Here is a 19869-nt window from a genome sequence, read left to right as displayed (position 1 = left end):
GAGTGGCCGGCCTTCGGGCACCCTCGACGGCGCCTGCCGGCCCCGTCCGGGGATCTATTGGGGCGTAGCCAAGCGGTAAGGCATCGGGTTTTGGTCCCGTGATCCCAGGTTCGAATCCTGGCGCCCCAGCCATCTCTGATTTTACCAAGACGATCAATGCGGTGCGGTGTGGATGACCGGGGCATCGGCACGCGGTGCCCGGTCACGGTGGAGCCGCGCCGCCATGTTTGGCGACCGTCGCGTCCGCGACGGCGTCGCGCCGGTGCCGATCAAGCGTCCGCCCCTCACCGACCCACCGGTCGGCCGCTGGCATCCGCCCACCGGCCTCTGGTATGGTGACCACATCTGGTGTAAGGGGGACCGAAACCCCCTTCATGCATTCTTCCCTCCAGCAGTCCGGGGCGGTCCCTGGCGCCGGCGCGCGTGCCGCCCCCGCCCTCCGGATAGTGCGAAAGGCCCGAGACACCCATGGCCGGTCATTCCCAGTTCAAGAATATCATGTACCGCAAGGGCGGTCAGGATGCCAAACGCGCCAGACTGTTCACCAAACTGGCCCGCGAGATCACCGTGTCGTGCAAGGTCGGCTCCCCCGACCCGGACGCCAACCCGCGCCTGCGCGCCGCCATCGGCGCCGCCAAGCAGGCCTCCATGCCCAAGGACAATATCGAGCGGGCCATGGCCAAGGCCATCTCGACCGCCGATGCCGACGCCCTGGAGGAACTGCGCTACGAGGGCTACGGCCCCGGCAACGTGGCGGTGATCGTCGAGTGCCTGTCGGACAACCGCAACCGCACCGCCGCCGAGGTGCGCGCCGCCTTCAACAAGCACGGCGGGTCCATGGGCGAGACCAATTCGGTGGCCTTCAACTTCGCGCGCGTCGGCTACCTGCGCTACCCGGCCGCCGCCGGAGACGCCGAGGCCATGCTGGACGCGGCCATCGAGGCCGGCGCCGACGACGTGGTCAGCGACGTGGACGACGAGGAGGGCGGCCACGACATCTACTGCCAGCCGGACGACCTGAACGGGGTGCGCGAGGCCATGACCGCCGCCCTGGGTGAACCGGAGGCCGCGCGCCTGGACTGGCGGCCGCAGAACACCGTCCCGGTGGACGAGGACACCGCCGGAACGCTGCTGAAGTTCCTGGACGTGCTGGACGACAACGACGATGTGCAGCGCGTCGCCGCCAACTACGAAATCGCCGACGACGTGATGCAACGCCTGAGCGCGTGACCACGCGGCGCGATCGGAGGCATGATCCCGCTCCCCGCCCCTCCCCGACTCTCCCCATCCCGGCGAGGGCGGTCGGGCCGCCTCCCGCGGGGCCGGACTCGGCCTCCATGGAATGGCGGAGGTTGGGAGGGGGACCGGGCGGACGCGTGGTGCGCTGGCGGCCCGCCGGCGCATCCGTCGAATGCACCCTGCGGGCAACAACGGGCGACACACGCATGCGCATCCTCGGGCTTGATCCCGGCCTTCGGGTCACCGGCTGGGGCGTCCTGGAGGCCACCGGCAACCGCCTGTCCCACGTGGCCGACGGCGTGGTGACCAGCGACGAGACGGCCGACCTGGCCACCCGGCTGGCGCAGTTGCATGACGGCGTCATGGCGGTCCTCGAGCGCTGGCGCCCCAACGAGGCGGCCGTGGAGGAAACCTTCGTCAACCGCAACCCGCACAGCACCCTGAAGCTGGGTCAGGCGCGCGGCGTGGTCATGCTGGCCCCGGCGCGCCGGGGCCTGCCGGTCACCGAATACACCCCCAACGCCATCAAGAAGGCGGTGGTCGGACGCGGTCACGCCGAGAAGGCACAGGTCGAGTTGATGGTGCGAACCCTGCTGCCGGGGGCCGATCCGGCCCGCGCCGATGCCGCCGATGCCCTGGCCGTGGCCATCTGTCACGCCCACCTGCGGGCCAGCGCCCGGGTGGTGGCCGCCGCCCTGGCGGGAGGCGCCCCATGATCGCGGCCTTGCGCGGCCGGGTGGACGCGGTCGGCGACGACTGGGCGGTGATCGATGTCCAGGGCGTGGGCTATCTGGTGTTCTGCTCGGCACGCACCCTCGGCCGCCTGCCCGCGCCCGGCGCGCCCGACGAGGCCCGGCTGTTGGTCGAGACCCACGTGCGCGAGGATCACATCCACCTGTACGGCTTCGCCGAGACGCTGGAGCGCGACGCCTTCCGCCTGCTGGGCACCGTGCAGGGGGTGGGGGCGAAGGTGGCGCTGGCCATCCTGTCGGTGGTGCCGGCCGACCGCCTGGGGGGCGTGCTGGCCGCCCAGGACAAGGCCGCCATCCAGCGCGCCAGCGGCGTGGGACCGAAACTGGCGGCGCGGATCCTGTCGGAGTTGAAGGACAAGGCCACCAGCCTGGGCGCCGTGCCAGGCCCCCGGCCGGCGGGCGTCGCCCCGCCCGACGGCCCGGCGCCGGTGGTCTCCGCCGCCACCACGGGCGATGCCCGCGCCGCCCTGGTCGAGGATGCCACCTCCGCCCTGGTCAACCTGGGCTATCGCCGCCTGGACGCCTGGGAGGCCGCCGCCCAGGCCACCGCCGCGCTGGGGGATGCGGCGACTGTCGAGCGCGTGTTGGGCGCGGCCCTCAAGGCGTTGGGGCAGCAATGAAACAATCAGCGTAGAAGGCTTGTCCCCCTGGATCAGGTCGGCCCATGAGGGAGAGCAGGTCGTCCCTCGTGCCCTGATCCAGACAAAAGATGCCGTCCGCATTCCTTTGTCTGGATCGAACGGGCACGAGACACACTGTGTTGTGCGGCGACGTTCGCGGTCAAGGGGGACTCCCTTGACTGCGTCGCCGCAACGAGAATCTGGCCGTAAAGAGCGCCCCCCATTCCGGATCGCGCCCTTGAGCACCGGCACCGCCGGGTTGCTATACAAGGCAGATCGTGCTCGGATGATCGTCAACGAGGTGACCACTTGATCGTCTGGCTGCATTCTTGTGTCGACTGGCGCGACCATGCCCACCCTATTGCGGATCGATGGATTCAGGTTTTACTTCTACAGCCACGAGCCGGGCGAGCCGGCGCCTGTGCATGTGGACAAGGGGCCGGCCACGGCGAAGGTCTGGCTGGCCGCTGTTTCCGTCGCGCGCGACATTGGTTTTGCGGCACATGATTTGCAACGCATTCGCCGTCTGGTTGACGCGCATCGCGATGCCTTCCGGGAGGCCTGGGATGACTTCTTTGGCACCTGACACGGATGTCCGTGTGAAAGCCGTCACGGTCAACAACGCCCGTCTGGTCGTGGATCTGATGGACGGCCGGACCATCGCCGTGCCGCCGGCGTGGTATCCGCGTCTCGCGGCCGCGACGCCCGAACAACGGGCGCGGTGGAAACTGGCCGGCGCGGGATACGGGATTCACTGGCCGGACATAGACGAGGACCTGAGCACGGAAGGACTCCTGCGCGGTGCCCGCGCGCCGAAGCCACGCCTGGAAACCAAACCCGCGCGGGGGTAAAAACCCCTGATGGGCTGGGCCTCTCGCCCGCCGGACCCGACAGGCGGCCCCGCCTTATGAGCACACGCGACACCGACCCCACTCCCCCCCGCCTGATCTCCGGCCATCCCCAGCCCGAGGATCACGGCGCCGACCCCGGCCTGCGTCCTCAGACCCTGGACGACTTCATCGGTCAGAAGCTGGCGCGCGAGAACCTGCGGGTGTTCGTCCAGGCCGCCCGCGCCCGCGGCGAGGCCATGGACCACGTGTTGCTGCACGGCCCGCCGGGGCTGGGCAAGACGACGCTGGCGCAGATCGTCTCCCGCGAATTGGGGGTCGGCTTCCGCGCCACCTCGGGGCCGATGATCGCCAAGGCGGGCGACCTGGCCGCCATCCTGACCAACCTGGAGGCCCGCGACGTCCTGTTCATCGACGAAATCCATCGCCTCAATCCCGCCATAGAGGAGGTCTTGTATCCGGCGATGGAGGACTTCCAGCTCGACCTGATCATCGGCGAGGGTCCGGCCGCCCGTTCCGTGCGCATCGATCTGAAGCCCTTCACCCTGGTGGGGGCGACCACCCGTTCGGGACTTCTGACCACCCCCTTGCGTGACCGCTTCGGTATTCCCGTACGCCTGAACTTCTACGACCCCGAGGACCTGGAGGCCATCGTGCGCCGGGGCGCCGGCAAGCTGGGCATGCCACTCACGGCGGATGGCGCGGGCGAGATCGCCCGCCGCGCGCGCGGCACCCCCCGGGTGGCCGGGCGGCTGCTGCGCCGGGTGCGGGACTTCGCCGCCGTGGCCGGGCATGCGCGCGTCGATCGGGCGGCCACCGACGCCGCCCTGCGCCGGCTGGAGGTGGACGCGCGCGGCCTGGACGCCATGGACCGGCGCTACCTACACTGCATCGTCACCCACCACGGCGGCGGCCCGGTGGGCGTGGAGACCATCGCCGCCGCCCTGTCGGAAGAGCGCGACACCCTGGAGGACGTCATCGAGCCGTTCCTGATCCAGCAAGGGCTCATCCAGCGCACGCCGCGCGGCCGCCTGGTCACCGCCAGCGGCTGGCGCCACCTGGGCCTGACGCCGCCACGAAAGGACGACCACCAGCCTGACCTGTTGGGGGGAACAACCGGAGAGGACCTATCGTGAGGGATCCCCACGACATCGACCCGCCCATGGCTCCCGTGCCGTCCACCGGCGCGATGCACGGCGGCGTCCATCTTTATCCCGTGCGGGTGTATTACGAGTGCACCGACGCCGGGGGTATCGTCTATCATGCCGACTACCTGCGCTATGCCGAGCGGGCGCGCACCGAGATGATGCGTCTGTTCGGCCTGCGCCACTGCGACCTGAAGGCCGAGGACGGGGTCGGTTTCGCCGTGCATCAGTGCGAGGCGACCTTTCATCGGCCGGCCCATCTGGATGATCTTCTGGTGGTGCACACCCGCATGATCGAGGTCGGCGGCGCCACCATGCGCGTCAGCCAGAACGTGATGCGGGACGACACTTTACTGGTCGCCCTGCGCCTGCGCCTGGCCATGGTCACCGACCAGGGCCGGCCGGGCCGGGTCCCGGCGGCGCTCAGGGCGGCGCTGCGGACCCACCTGGCGGCGCATCCCTACCCCGAAACCACAACCGGAACGTGACGGTCCGACCATGGAAACGCTGATCTTCGACCTCGCCGGCGCCGTCGGCGACCTGACCCGCGAGTTGGGCCAGGGACTCGCCGGCATGGCCGACGCCGTCCAGGTGCAACCGCCGCCGCCCGACGCCGCGCCCGCCCTTCCCGTGGGCCGCGAGGGCCTGCCGAGCCTGCCCGGCGGAGGTGGCGGGACGAGCGGGCTGGACCTGCTGAACGCCGACCGCCCGGGGGGCGCGGGGGCGGCCGTGCCGGCCGCCAAGCTTGATCCGGTCAGCCTGTTCCTGCAGGCCGACTGGGTGGTCAAGGGTGTCATGCTGATGCTGGTGCTGGCCTCGTTCTGGTCGTGGGCCATCATCATCGACAAGCTGTGGCGGCTGAAGTCCCTGTTCCGGCGCGCCGACACCTTCGAGGACCGCTTCTGGTCCGGCGGGTCGCTGGACGACCTGTACGACCGCATGGGGCATGGCCCCCGCGATCCGATGAGCAAGGTGTTCATCGCCGCCATGCGCGAATGGCGCCGGGCCACCGGACGCAGCGGCAACGGCGGCAGCCTGAGCGCCAGCCTGTCGCAGCGCATCGACCGCGTCATGCAGATCACCATGAGCCGTGAACTGGACGACCTGGAGCGCCGCCTGGGCTTCCTCGCCTCCACGGGCTCGGTGGCGCCCTTCGTCGGCCTGTTCGGCACCGTGTGGGGCATCATGAACAGCTTCCACGCCATCGGCATGTCCAAGGACACCAGCCTGGCCACCGTGGCCCCGGGGATCGCCGAGGCGCTGTTCGCCACCGCCATCGGCCTCGTGGCCGCCATCCCGGCGGTGGTGGCCTACAACAAGCTGTCCAACGACATCGATCGCTATGCCCGCCGCCTGGAGACCTTCTCGGGCGAGTTCGGCGCCATCCTGTCGCGCCAGATCGAGGACCGCGCCTCGCCCCGGGGCGAGGACGGCGGTCATGTCGGCCACCCGGGCACCCGCCCCGCGCAAGACGTGTGAGAAGGAACCGCGATGGGCGCCACCCTTCCCCCCCGCGGCGGCTCCGGCGGTCGTCATCGCCGGTCGCCGATCAGCGACATCAACGTCACCCCCATGGTCGACGTCATGCTGGTGCTGCTGGTGATCTTCATGGTCACCGCGCCCCTGCTGGTCACCGGCGTGGACGTGGAGTTGCCCAAGGCCAGCAGTCCCAGCATGGACCAGGACAACACCGCCCTGACGGTCTCGGTGCAGCGGGACGGCGGCGTGTTCATCAACCAGACCGCCGTGTCGCTGGACACCCTGGCGGCGAAGATGGACGCCATCACCGGAACCAACCCCGACGCGCGTGTCTACGTGCGGGGGGACGAGGGCGTGCCGTACGGGCGGGTCATGGCGGCCATGGGGGCTCTTTACGAGGGCGGATACCGCCGCGTGGCGCTGATCACCCAACCGGGCGGCGGATCGCGGGGCGCCGACGCCGCAGAGGCGCCGCGCTGACCCCGTCACCGCCCGGACCCGCGCCGATACCGCTATTGATGAGACCGTCATGACGCGTGGCATGATCCTATCCGGAGGCCTTCACTTGGCGATCCTAGCGATCGCCTGGATGGGGTTGCCACACCTTTTGAGGGAGCCGCCGGATCGCCAGCCGCTGATCGTGGACCTGGTGGAGATCGCCGAGGACACCACCTCGCGGCGAGAGACCCCGGTGCCGCCGGTGCCCGACCCCCCGGACCCCGAGCCGGAACCGGAGCCCGAACCGGCACCGCCGCCACCACCGGCCCCGGAACCCGAACCTGAACCCGAACCGGTGCCAGAACCCGAACCGGTGCCAGAACCCGAACCGGTGCCAGAACCCGAGCCGGCACCGGAGCCCGAGCCGGCACCGGAGCCCGAGCCAGCGCCAGAACCCGAACCGGCACCGGAGCCCGAACCGGCGCCGGAGCCCGAACCGGCGCCGGAGCCCGAGCCGGTACCGGCGCCCGCACCCGAGCCCGAACCCGAGCCGCAGCAGCCCCCGGCCATTCCGCCGGAGGCCGTGCCCGAGGCCATCACCCAGGTCGCGCCACCCGCGCCCCCCTCGGTCAAGCCGCCGTCGCCGCCGCGTCCGGATCCACCGCCACGCACGGCCGAACGCGCCCAACCCTCGGGCCAACCGGGGCCGCGCGCGGACTCGCCGGACGCGGTGGTGGAATCCATGCTCAACAGCCTGTTGGGAGATGGTGCTCCGGCCGCCGAAGCCGGCACCGGCACACCGTCGCCGCCCCGCCCGGAGAACACCGGGGGACGTCTGTCCGACCGGCTGACGATGTCGCAGCTCGACGCGTTCAAGAAGCAGATCGCCGACCATGTGCGGCGGAACTGGCAGTTCAACGCCGGCGGGCGCGAGGTCATGAGCATGTCGGTGGAAATCAGCGTCCGCGTTCAGCCGGACGGCACCGTCGTCTCGGTGAACCTGCTGGGCGGGACGGGTCGCTATGGCGCGGATTCGTTCTTCACCGCCTTCGCCGATTCCGCCCGGCGCGCCGTGTTGCTGTCCAGCCCGTTGCCGATTCCCCGCCAGTACTACACGCAGTTCAGCGAGTTCACGTTCACGTTCACGCCGCAGTAGGACCAGCGGCGGCCGGGCGTGACAGCCCCGATCGGCGCCGCGGGACGACGGTCGGTCGGCCTTGATGCCGAGTGATCGGCGTCAAGGCCGACGAGAAGACCGCATCCGCATCGCCGTCCCTGGGTCCGGACCGGGGACGGACGACACCGTCCTTGATGTCCCGACGCTCGACCCCGCCTGGATGTCCGGAACGGGGGCAGGACGGATGGACCGGTTCGTGGCCGTGGGGGTGGCTGTCATCGACTGGACCGGATGGCGCGCGCATCCTCCAGGAACCGCCGGACCAGGGTGCTCAACTGCTGGGATTGCTCGCCGAGTCCACCGCTGGCCTGAAGCACGGTGTCGGCGGCCGCCCCGGCCTCGCGGGCGGCGTCGGTGACGCCGACGATGGTCTGCGAGACCTCGTTGGTGCCGGTGCTGGCCTGCTGCACGTTGCGGGCGATCTCCTGGGTCGCGGCGCTCTGCTGCTCCACCGCCGAGGCGATGGTCGAGGTCACCTCGTTGATGCGGCCGATGATGGTGGCGATGGACTCGATGGCCGACACCGCGGTCTGGGTCTCGGTCTGCACGGCGCCGATCTGCTGGCCGATCTCCTCGGTGGCCTTGGCGGTCTGCGTGGCCAGCGACTTGACCTCGTTGGCCACCACGGCGAAGCCCTTGCCGGCGTCGCCGGCGCGCGCCGCCTCGATGGTGGCGTTCAGCGCCAGAAGGTTGGTCTGGTCGGCGATGTCGGTGATCAGGCTGACGATCTGGCCGATCGTCTCGGCCGCGTCGGCCAGGCCGGAGACCACCTCGTTGGTGCGCGCGGCCTCGTCGGCCGCCGTGCGGGCGATGTCGTTGGCCTGCTGCACCTGACGGCCGATCTCGCCGATGGACGCCGACAGTTCCTCGGCCGCCGAGGCCACCGTCTGCACGTTGACCGAGGCCGCCTCGGCGGCGGTGGCGACGGTGGTGGCCTGACTGTTGGTCCTGTCGGCGATGGCCGTCATGCTCTCGGCCGTGGCCTGCAACTGCGTGGTCGCGCCCGTCACAGAGTCCAGAATGCCGCGAACCCCCCGGTCGAAGGTGCCGTTGAGGTCCTCGATGCGCCGGGCCCGATCCTCACGCTTCTGGGTTTCCTCGGTCTGCCAGGCGGTCAGTTCGTCGACCCGCACCATGCGATCCTTGAACACGACCACGGCCTTGGCCATGTCGCCGATTTCGTCCTCGCGGTCCTGGGCGGGAATCTCGGTGGAATAGTCCTTGGTGGCCAGACGCCCCATGGCCGTCGTCATGGCCCGCACCGGCCGGGTGATGCCCACGGCGATGCTCATCACCACCAAGACCGTCACCACCATCAGGACGACGGCGACGCTCAGGGTGATCCAGACCCCCACCCAGGCCGCGTGTCCGGTCACTTCCATAGCATGCAACAGATCTTCGGCCAGAAGGTCCTCGACCCCTTTCAAGCCATCGATCTTGCGGGTGATGGTGTCGAACCACCGCGCGCCGGTCACGTCCCGTGTACCACCCTCGGTGACGCTGGTGGCGGCCACGTCGCGCATGCCGTCCACCGCCCGCGCCGCCTCGCCGTCCAGCACGGTGCTCAGGGCCGCCCTTTCCTCGGCGGTGGCGAGACCACGGAACGTCGCCAGGTACGCCTTCTGCTGACCGATCAGATCCAGGAACCGGCGATAGACAACCGGCGAGAAGGCCCCGGAACTGAATCCGTTGGCGCCCATCGCCCGCTCGATGCCGGCCCGCTCCTTGGCGTGCAGGAAGGCGATGTAGGCCGTGATGCGACGGCTGATCCCGGCGTCCGGACTCAGCAGTGCCATCTGTTCGATGATGTCCAGAAGATGGGCGATGGTCCCCGTGTAGAACGCCGCCATGTCGTCGACGCCGACCGACTGGCCGTTGACCCGCCGCCGCATGGCCTGCAGGCCGTCCAGGCCCTGAACGGACTCGTGCAAGTCCCGCCGGAACGCCGGATCAAGGGCAGTGTCGTCGACGTCCCTCAGCGCCTCGGTCAGGTCTGCGACCGCGGTGTCGCTGTCCGTCTTCTGCGCCAACAGCGTGCTCCGGAAACGCCCCTCCGGATCGCCGAGAAAGCCGGCGCTGGCACCGCGCTCGCGCTGCAACTCGTGCACCACCTGGGAGACGGTGGGGGCCAGATGCGCCAGTTGGCTCAAGCGCCCCATGTCGGAGGCCACCTGCACGCGGTCGAACACCGAAAGACCGGCGAAGATCATGAGCCCCGCGAGCGGCAGCGAGAGGGCAAGCAGGAGGCGCGGTCCGATGCGCATGGACGCGAAGAAGCGAGACATGGGTTTTCTACACCATTGATTGTTTCAGGCAGGGCCTCGTGGCGGGCGCGTCGTCCCGACGTTCGCCGTCCCCACGCAGGCAGTGTTGCCCGAAACCAAACACCCGGAAAGGGAAACTTCTTTCGAAAGCACACGAAGACGAGCCGGATCCGAGCCCACGGACCAGCCGACCGCATCAACCGGTCTCAGGATCAAGACCCGTTGGCATCCGCGACCCCAAAGGCCAGGCGGCGGCGCCAGAAGATGGGGAACCAGAGGGTGAGGAGACACCGTCCCGGCCGGCACGGACGGGGACGGATCCCACGGTCCTTGAGAACGGCCGTCGTCGCCCCCACCCCGGCGAGTCCCGAGGCGGGGAGCGGGCCGGTGCCGCTGGTATTAGCTGTCCAGGAAGCTGCGCAGCTTGCGGGAGCGCGACGGGTGTTTGAGCTTGCGCAACGCCTTGGCCTCGATCTGGCGGATGCGCTCGCGGGTCACGCTGAACTGCTGGCCCACCTCTTCCAGGGTGTGGTCGGTGTTCATGCCGATGCCGAAACGCATGCGCAGCACGCGTTCCTCGCGCGGGGTCAGGCTGGCCAGCACGCGGGTGCAGGTCTCGCGCAGGTTGGCGTTGATGGCCGCGTCCAGCGGCTGCACCGCGTTCTTGTCCTCGATGAAGTCGCCAAGGTGGCTGTCCTCCTCGTCGCCGATGGGCGTTTCGAGGCTGATCGGCTCCTTGGCGATCTTGAGGACCTTGCGCACCTTCTCCAGCGGCATCTGCAGCTTCTCGGCCAGTTCCTCCGGGGTCGGCTCGCGGCCGATCTCGTGCAGCATCTGCCGGCTGGTGCGCACCAGCTTGTTGATGGTCTCGATCATGTGCACCGGAATGCGGATGGTGCGCGCCTGATCGGCGATCGAGCGGGTGATGGCCTGGCGGATCCACCAGGTGGCATAGGTGGAGAACTTGTAGCCGCGCCGGTACTCGAATTTGTCCACCGCCTTCATCAGGCCGATGTTGCCTTCCTGAATCAGGTCCAGGAACTGAAGACCGCGATTGGTGTACTTCTTGGCGATGGAGATCACCAGCCGCAGGTTGGCCTCGATCATCTCGCGCTTGGCCATGGAGGCCTCGCGCTCGCCCTTCTGCACGGTGGCGACGATGCGCTTGAACTCGGCGATCGGCAGGCCGGCGGTGCCGGCGACGTCGGCGATCCCCCCCCGCAGATCGGTGATCTCGCGTTCGAACCGGGTGGTGAAGTCACGCCACGACTTGCCCGGCCGGTTGCGCACCTCGTCCAGCCAGGTGGGATCCAGTTCGCGGCCCTTGTAGGCATCCAGGTAGTCGTCGCGCTTGACCTTGGCGCGTTCCGACAGGCGCATCAACCGCCCTTCCAGGGAGTTCAGGCGCCGGCTCAACTCATTGAGCTGCTCCACGAGCTGATCAATGCGATTGTTGTTGAGGTGCACGCCCTCCATCATCGCGATCAGTTCCAGCTTCAGCTTCTCGTACCGCTTCTCGGTGGCGGTCGACACCGGATCGCCCTTCTGCAGGGCCGAAAGGCGCTGATCCTGGGCCTTCTTCAGCTTGGCGTAGGTGGTGGCGATCTTCTCGAAGGTCTCGATGACGCGCGGCTTGAGTTCCTCCTCCATCGCCGACAGGGAGATGGAGCTTTCCTCGCCACCGTTGGCATCGTCGCCATCGGCGTCCCCCTCGTCGCCCTCGGCGTCCGGGGCCGCATCGGCGGCACCGGTTTCGGATGCCTCGGGCTCATCGTTCCCGGTCTCGGTCCCCGTGGCGGTGGCGTCATCGTCCGACGGCTCGCCGTCGGCCTTCCCGGCCTCCGCCAGATCGTCGTCGTTGGCCGCGCCCTCGCCCTGGACCGCGCCCGCGCCGGCCGCCGCCCGGGACTCGCCGCTACCGTTGCCGCCGTAGGTCGCCTCAAGGTCGATGATCTCGCGCAACAGCATCTTTCCGTCGGCCAGCGCGTCATGCCACCGCAGCAGGGCGCGGATGGTCAGCGGGCTTTCGCAGATGCCGCCGATCATCATGTCCCGGCCGGCCTCGATGCGCTTGGCGATGGCGATCTCGCCCTCGCGCGACAGCAGCTCGACGGACCCCATCTCGCGCAAGTACATGCGCACGGGATCGTCGGTGCGGCCCATTTCCTCTTCGTTGATGTTGCCGGTGGCGACCGGCTCGACGGCGTCGGCGCTGGCTTCCGCGTTCTCGGCTTCGGCTTCCTCGGATTCCACGACGTTCACCCCCATTTCGGAGAGCATCGCCATGGTGTCCTCGATCTGTTCCGATGACACGTCGTCGGGCGGCAACGCCTGGTTCAGTTCGTCATAGGTGACGTACCCACGCTCCTTGCCCCGCTGGACCATGCGCTTGACGGCGGCGTTCAGGGTATCCAGCAGGGGACCCTCGCCGCTCTCGTCCTGAGTGTCCCGCGATTCCGCCGTGTTCGCCGCCTTGCTCGCCATGCGCCCTTTGCTCCACTTGCCAATCGGCCGACCCCGGCCTTATCACCGGGAGGCTGGTCGACGGTCCGCCCCATCAGACCGCCGGCTCCGTTCATCCCGTCATCCACCCGCCTATTCGCCACCGGTCGCCTTACCTTACCGACGACACACACCCGAGCGGCGTCCCGACTCCCGTCTCAGCGGCCCCGTCTCGCCCGTGGCTCACAACCCGTGGGTCACAAGACGTGACCACCCGGGCTCAACGCCCGGCCGCCCCGTCTCCATCGTCATTGTCGTATCCCGCGAGATCGACCGTCCGGTCCGGTCCCGAGTCGGCGGTGAGTCGACTCCGGCCAGTGACGACCGACTCGGCGAGCGCACCGGGTTCGAGGGACGCCAGGCGCCCTTCCCGAATGGTATGCACCCGGACGAGCGCATCCTCACTGCTGTCGCTGGCAAGCCGCTCTTCCGCGGCGCGCAAGTCCTGTTCCAAGGCCGCCCGCCCGTGCATGGCATAGACATGCTCCCAACCGGCCAGAGCCGCATCGGTGGAGGCGTGCGCGCGCGCGAAAGAGGCATGCATGCAGACCCGGGACCCGAGAACGCGGTCCACGACCGCGCCAAATCCAATCGACTTCAGATGGTCCACCAGCACGTCCCTGTCAAGGTGATCCCCCCTCCCCACCTTGTGACCGTAGGTGCTTAGGATTTCCGCGCGGAGCGAGTCAAGCCGCGAGTCGACGAAGGCCATGGTCCCGAGTCGCTCGGCCACGTGGTCGAGCACGCCGGGATGGTTGAGAATTGCCGCCAGCAAAATGCTTTCGCGCACCTGATCGGCCGGCAGTCCGGCGGACGGCAGCGGTGGCGCCAGGGGCATCGCCGGACCCGGGGTCGAGCGCCCGCCCCCCCCGGATCGCCGCGCGCCACCCCCGCGTCCCGCCTTGATCTCCGCCCAGAAGCGATCGCGCAGCGCCCCGCGGTACTGCTGGGCCACCGCGCGATCGTCGATGGTCTGGACGGTAGCCTCGATGTCCCGCTCCAGGGCGGCGCGGCGCTCCGGCGTGTCCATGCGGTGGCGCGCCCTGAGCAGACGCCAGCACAGGTCCACCAGCGGCAGGGCGCGATCCACAACCGACCGCAGGGCCGCGACTCCCTGCGCGCGGATCAGGTCATCCGGGTCGCGTCCCTCGGGAAGCAGGGCGACCCGCAGGCTGCGCCCCGGACCGAGCCGGGGCAAGGCCCGCTCCAGGGCGCGGGCGGCGGCGCGCTGGCCCGCCGCGTCGCCGTCGAAACACAGTATGGGCTCCGGCGCCAACGCCCACAGGCGCTCCATCTGTTCTTCGGTCAGGGCCGTCCCCAGGGGCGCCACCGCCTGCGCGAGGCCGGCGGCCGCCATGGCGATGACGTCCATATAGCCCTCGGCGACGATCACCTCGCCGTGGGTCCGCACCGCCTCGCGCGCCTGCGCCAGGCCGTAGAGCAGGCGCCGCTTGTTGAACAGCGGCGTTTCCGGACCGTTCAGGTACTTGGGCTGGCCGTCGCCGAGCACCCGGCCGCCGAACGACACCACACGGCCGCGGTCGTCGGTGATGGGAAACAGGACCCGGCCGCGAAAAACCTCGTAGGGCGCGCGGCCGTCGTCGGGACGGGCCAGGAGCCCGGCCTCGACCAGGGTCTCGTCGTCGGCCAGCCCTTCCCGCGTCATATGGGCGCGCAACACGCCCCCGGCGGGCGCGTAGCCCAGCCGGAAGTGGCGGATGATGCCCTCGTCCAGGCCGCGCCGTTCCAGGTAGGCCATGGCCTCGGCGCCGTCGGGCAGGCGCAGGCGCTGTTCGAAAAAGGCGCAGGCGGCCTCAAGGACCTGATGCAGGTCGGCGGCCCGCTGTTCGCGGGCGCGGGTGGCCGGGTCGGGCTTGGGCACCTCCAGCCCGGCCTCGGCGGCCAGGGCCTCGACCGCCTCCATGAACGACAGGCCGGCGGTGGCCATCTCGAACGAGATCAGGTCGCCGTGCGCGCCGCATCCGAAACAGTGGTAGTGATCGTCATAGACGTAGAAGCTGGGCGTCTTCTCGTTATGGAACGGACAGCACGCCTTGTAGTGGCGCCCGTTGCGGATCAGGCGGACGCGCCGGCCGATCACCGTGGCCAGCGGCACCCGAACCTTCAACTCGTCCATGAACGACGGCGATAGGGCCAAGCGGACCCTCCCTGGCCGAAATCAAGCGATGCGCGAGGGATGTCCGATCCGGCCATGTCCCGCCCGGCCAGACCCGCGTCACGGCGCCACGACATCGCCCCCGCGCATCGACACGGACAGACCGGATGTAGGGTACCCGAACGGTCCGCCGGACAGAAGGCTCGACGGCCCGTCCCGGCGTGTCGAATGCCCGGTCAGGCAAGCCGCGCCTTGGCGATGGCGCTGGCCTTGCCGAAGTCCATTTGCCCGGCGTACCGCGCCCGCAGGGTCGCCATCACCCGGCCCATGTCCTTCAGGCCCTTGGCGGCGATCTCGCCGATCACCGAGTCCACGGCCGAGTCGATCTCCGACGCGTCAAGCTGATGCGGCAGGAACGCCTGGATGATGTCCAGTTCCTCCTGCTCCTGCTGCGCCAGATCCATGCGGCACCCCTGCTCGTACATGGCGATGCTGTCGCGGCGCTGTTTGATCATGCTTTGCAGCATGAGCAGGATATCGGCGTCCTCAACCGTTTCGCCCCGGCCCCGGGCGCAAATGTCGCGGTCCTTGAGGGCCGCCAGAATCAACCGGATGGTGGACAGGGCACGATGGTCCTTGGCCCGGACCGCCACCTTCAACTCCTCGTTCAGACGATCTCGCAGCATGCGGCGTCGTTCCTTTGCGATGATCTCCGATCGGGGCCGGCCGCGTTCCCACGCGGCGTACTCCCGGCGGGACGATGGTCGGACCAGGGGCCAGACCATCGGCGACGACGACAGGGCGGGCCAGGACGGTCGATCCATGGGCATGTCGGCGGGAGGTAAGCCCAAAGACGCGCCATGTCAAATCCATTAGGCTCAAATCCCATGGGATCAAATCCCTTGGGGCCAAATCCCTGAACCCGGCGCGGAAAGACCGTCCGCCGGACAGGCTGTCGGTGTTCCGCCCCGGCGACGGGGGCGCGTCGTTGACTTGCCGCCGCCGATCCCCTAAGCAACCGCACGGACCGGGTCAGGCGCCGCGCGCCCGCAGCCCGCCCCCGGCCGCCATCCTCCGGCCCCTGGGATTCCCGATATGACCTCCTCCTCCAGCTTTTCCGGTGGCGACCCCACGCTTGGTCCCGCCGGCGCCACCGCCGCCCTGATCCTGGCAGACGGGTCGGTGCTCTGGGGGCATGGCCTCGGCGCCGTCGGCGAAACCGGGGGCGAGGTGGTCTTCAACACCGGCATGACCGGCTATCAGGAGGTGATGACCGATCCCTCCTACGCCGGTCAGATCATCACCTTCACCTTCCCACATATCGGCAACGTGGGCGCCAACCCCGAGGATGTGGAGGCCATCACGCCCGCCGCCCGGGGCTGTATCCTGCGCGCGCCGGTCACCGACCCGTCCAACTGGCGCGCCGCCCAGCACCTGCACGCGTGGCTGGCCTCGCACGATCTGGTGGGCATGACCGGCGCGGACACCCGCCAGCTCACCCGGCGCATCCGCGACCGGGGGGCCCCCAACGGCCTGGTCGTTCACGCCCCGGACGGCCTGTTCGACCTGGTGGGCCTGCGCGCCCGCGCCGCCGCCCTGCCCGGCCTGGAGGGCCAGGATCTGGCCAAGGGCGTGAGCTGCGCCCAGACGCACGCCTGGGACCAGACCCGCTGGACCCTGGGGCATGGCTACGGCACCCTGGACACGCCGGCCTTTCATGTGGTGGCCGTCGACTTCGGCGCCAAGCGCAACATCCTGCGTTCGCTGGCCTCGCACGGCTGCCGGGTGACCGTGGTCCCGGCCAGCGCCAGCCTGGACGACATCCTGAGCCATGACCCGGACGGGATCTTCCTGTCCAACGGCCCCGGCGACCCGGCCGCCACGGGAACCTACGCCGTGCCCGTGGTGCGCGGCCTGGTCGAAACCGGCAAGCCGATCTTCGGCATCTGCCTGGGTCACCAGATCCTGGCCCTGGCGCTCGGCGCCTCGACCTACAAGATGGACATCGGCCATCGCGGCGCCAACCACCCGGTCAAGGACCACACCACCGGCAAGGTGGAAATCACAAGTCAGAACCATGGCTTCGGCGTGGCCCGCGACAGCCTGCCGCCCGGAGTGACGGAAACCCACACGTCCCTGTTCGATGGGACCGTGGAGGGTTTGGCAGTCGACGGCAAGCCTGTATTCTCGGTCCAGTACCACCCGGAGGCCTCGCCGGGCCCCCAGGACAGCCAGTACCTGTTTGCCCGCTTCGTCGATCACATGACCGCCGCCAAGCCCTGAGCCCCCCTGTTGCCAACCGGAGGCCCCTCGCATGTCCCGTTCCCTGCACCGCGCCATCCTCGTCGCCGCGAGCCTGCTCGCATGCACGCCGACCGCCTGGGCGGCCGAGGAAGTGGGTTGTGTCGATACCGTGTTCAAGCTTGTGGGTCCCAACCACAAGATCTGCGTCGACGCGCTGGAGGACCCCAAGGTCGAGGGTGTCGTTTGTCACCTGTCGCGGCCCGAGACCGGCGGCCTGTCGGGCGCCGTGGGTCTGGCCGAGGATCCCTCCAATTCGGCCATCGCCTGCCGGCAGGTGGGACCGATCACCATCCTGGAAGACCTGGAGGACGGCGAGGTGGTGTTCTCCGAACGCCGGAGCGTGCTGTTCAAGCGCATGCGCGTGCGCCGCTTCCATGACGAAGACCACAATGTCCTCATCTATCTGGTGATCAGCGACAAGCTGGTCGAGGGCAGCCCCAAGCATTCCCTGTCGACCGTTCCCATCATGCCCTGGCGGGAGTAGCATCGCGGTCCCATGTGAGGGGAGGCGGCAAGTCCGCATCCTGGGCGGGGCCATTCGGCCCGATGCCTCTCCCCCCGCATGGAGGACCACCATCATGGCCAGCACCCATCACGTGGCCGGCATGACCTGCGGCGGTTGCGCCCGGTCGGTCGAGGTGGCCATCAAGGAGGCGGCACCGACGGTCGAGGCCGTCACCGTGAACCTTGAGGCCGGAACCGTCACGGTCGCCGGCGACGCTCCCGACGCGGTGATCGAGACCGCCGTGGAGGACGCCGGCTTCGTCTACGGGGGCCGCGCCGCCTGACGACGCGGGTCCGCCTGGCGCGGCGGCGTCGTTGGCCGGGTGCTCTCCGAGGGTCGAGGCCCTCTCTCGGTCCCGTGACACACGCGCCCCGGTCGATCGGGGCGGACGGGTGGACGTCGGTCGCGTGACCGGTTTCGATCCGGGCGCCGGAGTCCCATGCCGGTGTCGCCGTTCATCCTCGCGCCTTGGGAAGGCCCGCCATCGTGACCGCCCCGTTTCCCATCCCGGGCGCCGCCCCGTCGTTCGCCCCGGCCGCCGGCGGGGTCCTGACCGTCGTCCTGGACGCGGTCGCCGAGAACTGGCGGCGCCTGCGCGACCGGCTGCGGCCCGGCTGCGTCTGCGGCGGCGTGGTCAAGGCGAACGGCTATGGCCTGGGCGCGGCACCCGTTGCCCGCGCCCTCCACGGCGCCGGCTGCCGGGATCTGTTCGTCGCCCAACTGGACGAGGGGCTGCGGCTGGCGGCCGCCGTCCCCTCCGACGCCCGGGTGTTCGTGCTGTCCGGCCCCGGACCGGGCACCGAGGCCGCGTTTTCCGCCGCCGGGCTGGTCCCCGTGCTCAACACCCTGGACCAGGTGACCGCCTGGAGCGCCCACGCGCGGCGCGATCCGCCCACCCCCGCCCGGCTGCGGGGCGGCCGGGCGCCGGCGGCGATCCAGGTGGATACCGGCATGACCCGGGTGGGCCTGAGTGGCGATGACCTGGATCATCTTCTGCGCGCGGACGCCTCTCCGCTGGCGGCCTTCGACGTGGTGCTGGTGATGAGCCATCTCGCCTGCGCCGACACCCCGGGCCACCCCCTCAATGCCGCCCAGATCGCCGCGTTCGCGGCCGTCAGGGACCGCTTCCCCGGCGTGCCGGGCAGCCTGGCCAATTCGTCGGGCCTGTTCCTGGGTCAGGAGACCCACCACGACCTGGCCCGGCCCGGCGTGGCCCTGTACGGCGTCAACCCCACCCCCGGGCGACCCAACCCGATGGTGCCGGTGATTCGCCTGCAAGGCCGCATCCTCCAGGTGCGCCGCGTTGACGCTCCCTCGACGGTTGGCTATGGTGCCACCCATCGGGCCGGCGCCGGCACGCGCATCGCCACCGTGGGCATCGGCTACGCCGATGGCCTGCCCCGGGCCAGCAGTGGCCAGATCGTCGGGCATGCGGCCGAGACGCCCCTTCCCCTCATCGGCCGGGTGTCCATGGACTTGACCACGTTTGACATCACCGCCGCCGGCAACCATCCGGACGTCTGCCCCGGCGGACTGATCGACCTGATCGGCCCCCACACCACCGTGGATGACCTGGCCGCGCGGGCCGGCACCATCGGCTACGAGGTCCTGACCGGTCTGGGACCACGCTACGCCCGGCGCTATCTGGACCGCCCCATGCGTCCCGGCCCCCGGCCCGGAACGCCGGCGGAGGACCGGCCGGCATGACCACCCTGCTGGCGCTGATCGGGCGCGTGTTCCTGACCTTCGTGCGCACCGTGGGGCGCTTCTCGCTGTTCACCGGGCTGGCCGTCAGCCACATGGTGCGGCCGCCCCTCTATCCGCGCCTGATCGTGCGTCAGATGATCGAGATCGGCTACTACTCCCTGCCGGTGGTGGGGCTGACCACGCTGTTCTCGGGGATGGTGCTGGCGCTGCAAAGCCACCTGGGCTTCGCGCGCTTCTCGGCCGAGGGCGCGGTGGCCACGGTGGTGGTCATCTCGCTGACGCGGGAGTTGGGGCCGGTGCTGGCCGGGCTGATGGTCGCCGGACGAATCGGCGCGGCCATGGCCGCCGAGATCGGCACCATGCGCGTGACCGAGCAGATCGACGCCCTGTCGACACTGTCCACCAACCCGTTCAAGTACCTGGTGGCGCCCCGCCTGATCGCCGGCCTTACCATGCTGCCGCTGCTCGTGCTGGTGGGCGACATCATCGGCGTGTTCGGCGGCTACCTGATCGGCACCACCAAGCTGGGTTTCAACCCCGGCACCTACATCGCCCGCACCGTCGAGTTCCTGCAGATCATGGACGTGGTCTCGGGGCTGGTGAAGGCCGCCGCCTTCGGATTCGTCATCGCCCTGATGGGCTGCTATCACGGCTATCACAGCAAGGGCGGCGCCCAGGGCGTGGGCGCCGCCACCACCAACGCCGTGGTCAGCGCCTCGATCCTCATCCTGATCCTCAACTATGTGATCACCGAGCTGTTCTTCGCCCAGTAG

19 protein-coding genes and 1 tRNA gene are annotated in these 19869 nt (G+C 69.7%); 16 read left to right on the top strand and 4 right to left on the bottom strand.

Going from position 1 to position 19869, the window contains the following annotated elements; all coding sequences use genetic code 11:
- The first annotated feature begins 58 nt into the window (after window positions 1–58).
- The 11 genes from GGD89_RS03000 to GGD89_RS02950 all read left to right on the top strand — a co-directional run bounded on the left by GGD89_RS03000 (window position 59) and on the right by GGD89_RS02950 (window position 7677).
- Window positions 59–132: transfer RNA gene (locus tag GGD89_RS03000), tRNA-Gln, on the top strand.
- 336 nt (window positions 133–468) lie between these two features.
- On the top strand, window positions 469–1230 hold the full coding sequence (locus GGD89_RS02995) for a YebC/PmpR family DNA-binding transcriptional regulator (RefSeq protein WP_184042619.1): 762 nt from the start codon (window positions 469–471) through the stop codon (window positions 1228–1230).
- A 215-nt stretch (window positions 1231–1445) separates the two neighbouring features.
- Complete coding sequence (gene ruvC, locus GGD89_RS02990; protein ID WP_184042618.1) at window positions 1446–1955, top strand: crossover junction endodeoxyribonuclease RuvC; 510 nt, start codon at window positions 1446–1448, stop codon at window positions 1953–1955.
- A complete protein-coding gene (ruvA, locus tag GGD89_RS02985) occupies window positions 1952–2611 on the top strand; it encodes a Holliday junction branch migration protein RuvA (protein ID WP_184042617.1) in 660 nt (219 codons plus the stop codon). Before ruvC ends, ruvA begins: the two co-directional genes overlap by 4 nt.
- A 349-nt stretch (window positions 2612–2960) precedes the next feature.
- Window positions 2961–3197, top strand: a complete 237-nt coding sequence (locus tag GGD89_RS02980) for a DUF4160 domain-containing protein (protein ID WP_184042616.1) — start codon at window positions 2961–2963, stop codon at window positions 3195–3197.
- Between the two features lie 13 nt (window positions 3198–3210).
- On the top strand, window positions 3211–3462 hold the full coding sequence (locus tag GGD89_RS02975) for a DUF2442 domain-containing protein (RefSeq protein WP_343058522.1): 252 nt from the start codon (window positions 3211–3213) through the stop codon (window positions 3460–3462).
- Window positions 3463–3518: 56 nt separating this feature from the next.
- A complete protein-coding gene (ruvB, locus tag GGD89_RS02970) occupies window positions 3519–4595 on the top strand; it encodes a Holliday junction branch migration DNA helicase RuvB (RefSeq protein ID WP_184042614.1) in 1077 nt (358 codons plus the stop codon).
- Window positions 4592–5092, top strand: a complete 501-nt coding sequence (locus GGD89_RS02965) for a YbgC/FadM family acyl-CoA thioesterase (RefSeq protein ID WP_343058521.1) — start codon at window positions 4592–4594, stop codon at window positions 5090–5092. The genes ruvB and GGD89_RS02965 overlap by 4 nt, the downstream gene beginning before the upstream one ends.
- Before the next feature lie 10 nt (window positions 5093–5102).
- Window positions 5103–6083: a protein TolQ gene (gene tolQ, locus GGD89_RS02960; protein ID WP_343058520.1), complete on the top strand. Its 981-nt coding sequence runs from the start codon at window positions 5103–5105 to the stop codon at window positions 6081–6083.
- A gap of 12 nt (window positions 6084–6095) precedes the next feature.
- A complete protein-coding gene (locus tag GGD89_RS02955) occupies window positions 6096–6563 on the top strand; it encodes an ExbD/TolR family protein (RefSeq protein WP_184042613.1) in 468 nt (155 codons plus the stop codon).
- Between the two features lie 61 nt (window positions 6564–6624).
- Complete coding sequence (locus tag GGD89_RS02950; protein ID WP_184042612.1) at window positions 6625–7677, top strand: energy transducer TonB; 1053 nt, start codon at window positions 6625–6627, stop codon at window positions 7675–7677.
- Between the two features lie 236 nt (window positions 7678–7913).
- On the opposite strand, the gene GGD89_RS02945 is transcribed toward GGD89_RS02950, so the two are convergent.
- The 4 genes from GGD89_RS02945 to GGD89_RS02930 form a co-directional block, all read right to left on the bottom strand.
- The gene (locus GGD89_RS02945; protein WP_184042611.1) at window positions 7914–9983 is read right to left on the bottom strand and encodes a methyl-accepting chemotaxis protein; all 2070 of its coding nucleotides are present in this window, start codon (window positions 9981–9983) and stop codon (window positions 7914–7916) included.
- 378 nt (window positions 9984–10361) lie between these two features.
- Window positions 10362–12446 carry an RNA polymerase sigma factor RpoD gene (gene rpoD, locus GGD89_RS02940; protein ID WP_184042610.1) on the bottom strand — a complete coding sequence of 695 codons (2085 nt, stop codon included), beginning with the start codon at window positions 12444–12446 and terminating at the stop codon, window positions 10362–10364.
- 238 nt (window positions 12447–12684) lie between these two features.
- Window positions 12685–14622 carry a DNA primase gene (gene dnaG / locus GGD89_RS02935; protein ID WP_184042609.1) on the bottom strand — a complete coding sequence of 646 codons (1938 nt, stop codon included), beginning with the start codon at window positions 14620–14622 and terminating at the stop codon, window positions 12685–12687.
- A 194-nt stretch (window positions 14623–14816) separates the two neighbouring features.
- Window positions 14817–15266 (bottom strand): GatB/YqeY domain-containing protein, encoded by a 450-nt coding sequence (locus GGD89_RS02930; protein WP_184042608.1) that lies wholly within the window; start codon window positions 15264–15266, stop codon window positions 14817–14819.
- A 409-nt stretch (window positions 15267–15675) separates the two neighbouring features.
- Between GGD89_RS02930 and carA the strand changes: the two genes are divergently transcribed.
- The 5 genes from carA to GGD89_RS02905 all read left to right on the top strand — a co-directional run bounded on the left by carA (window position 15676) and on the right by GGD89_RS02905 (window position 19869).
- On the top strand, window positions 15676–16863 hold the full coding sequence (gene carA / locus GGD89_RS02925) for a glutamine-hydrolyzing carbamoyl-phosphate synthase small subunit (protein ID WP_184042607.1): 1188 nt from the start codon (window positions 15676–15678) through the stop codon (window positions 16861–16863).
- Window positions 16864–16894: 31 nt separating this feature from the next.
- Window positions 16895–17368, top strand: a complete 474-nt coding sequence (locus GGD89_RS02920) for a CreA family protein (protein WP_184042606.1) — start codon at window positions 16895–16897, stop codon at window positions 17366–17368.
- 94 nt (window positions 17369–17462) lie between these two features.
- On the top strand, window positions 17463–17672 hold the full coding sequence (locus tag GGD89_RS02915; RefSeq protein ID WP_184042605.1) for a heavy-metal-associated domain-containing protein: 210 nt from the start codon (window positions 17463–17465) through the stop codon (window positions 17670–17672).
- 203 nt (window positions 17673–17875) lie between these two features.
- Window positions 17876–19096 (top strand): alanine racemase, encoded by a 1221-nt coding sequence (alr, locus tag GGD89_RS02910; protein ID WP_343058519.1) that lies wholly within the window; start codon window positions 17876–17878, stop codon window positions 19094–19096.
- Window positions 19093–19869 (top strand): MlaE family ABC transporter permease, encoded by a 777-nt coding sequence (locus tag GGD89_RS02905; RefSeq protein WP_184042604.1) that lies wholly within the window; start codon window positions 19093–19095, stop codon window positions 19867–19869. The genes alr and GGD89_RS02905 overlap by 4 nt, the downstream gene beginning before the upstream one ends.

This window comes from Roseospira visakhapatnamensis, from assembly GCF_014197915.1.
GTDB classification, from domain to species: Bacteria; Pseudomonadota; Alphaproteobacteria; order Rhodospirillales; family Rhodospirillaceae; genus Rhodospira; species Rhodospira visakhapatnamensis.
This window is presented reverse-complemented; position numbering and strand designations above follow the sequence as displayed.